Here is a 979-nt window from a genome sequence, read left to right as displayed (position 1 = left end):
GGGTGCATCCCGGATTTGGCTACAGCTAGTCTGCCAACTAAAGGTAGTTGTAGCTGGCTGGCTTTGCGGGATGCCTCCATTAATGAGCTGAGCATAAGCAGGTGAGATTAGTTCGCCAGGAGCAAGGGCCAGGCCATCAGGACCAATATTGAAAACGCCCCCAAAACCAGAAATGATGACACGCTGTCCATCGGGATCAGTAGCCGTAACAGGTTGGGTGATGAGTGTTCCCGCTTCGGCGCAGAGGTCAGGAATGGGCTGGATAATAGGGCGTTTATTAGGACTATCAACGACAAAAATCTGCATATCACGGGTAATCTCGCCAATGAGTACTCCGTTTCGCCATTCTTCAATAATGAACGCAAAATTATATTGACCGACCTGTCCAGGAGCATCCCAGCAGAGTTCACCTGTGATGGGATTGATGGTAAAGGTGGGGGGACCCCCCGATTCACTGGACGTACTAAAACGCGTCGGGTCCTGATAACCGGGAATGGCTGGTCCCGTACAGCCATTATCTGTTGAGGCAGTTTTTGGTACACTAAGTCGGTAGGCAAGGCTATCCCCATCAGCATCGAAGGCAGCTGGGTTGTGACAGAATTTCTGCCCCACCCGCCCCGAGTCCAGGGGTGGGTTAAGCATGACGGGGGTAGAGTTGGTCAACAGGGCCGCATTGATCAGAATTGTCGTAGAAACGAAGAAACGAATATTATCGGATGGCGCGGGTAGATTTTTAGTGTTGAGGTTTCGGTTTGGAACAGTTATGCCAATTGTGTATGCTCCTGGACCGGGATAAGTATGGACTGCCGTATACGTATCGACAGAGGACGTGCGACCATTGATGTATATACGAGTATTCCGCTTAACCTCTAACGAAGAGCCATCACCGAAGCAAATGGTGTAAGGTTCTGCCTGATTGGCTGCCTGCTGACCACCACCAGGTGTTTCATCGTAGTAAGCTGTGAAGGTAATCTTATAA

General features: G+C 50.3%; 1 pseudogene. It reads right to left on the bottom strand.

Annotated elements, in window-relative coordinates:
- Positions 1-979, bottom strand: a pseudogene (locus GO755_RS41210) (gliding motility-associated C-terminal domain-containing protein); the annotation flags it as partial.

The organism is Spirosoma arboris (assembly GCF_009754945.1).
GTDB classification, from domain to species: Bacteria; Bacteroidota; Bacteroidia; order Cytophagales; family Spirosomataceae; genus Spirosoma; species Spirosoma arboris.
The sequence above is the reverse complement of the archived record's forward strand: the minus strand, read 5'-3'. Positions and strand labels throughout refer to the sequence as shown.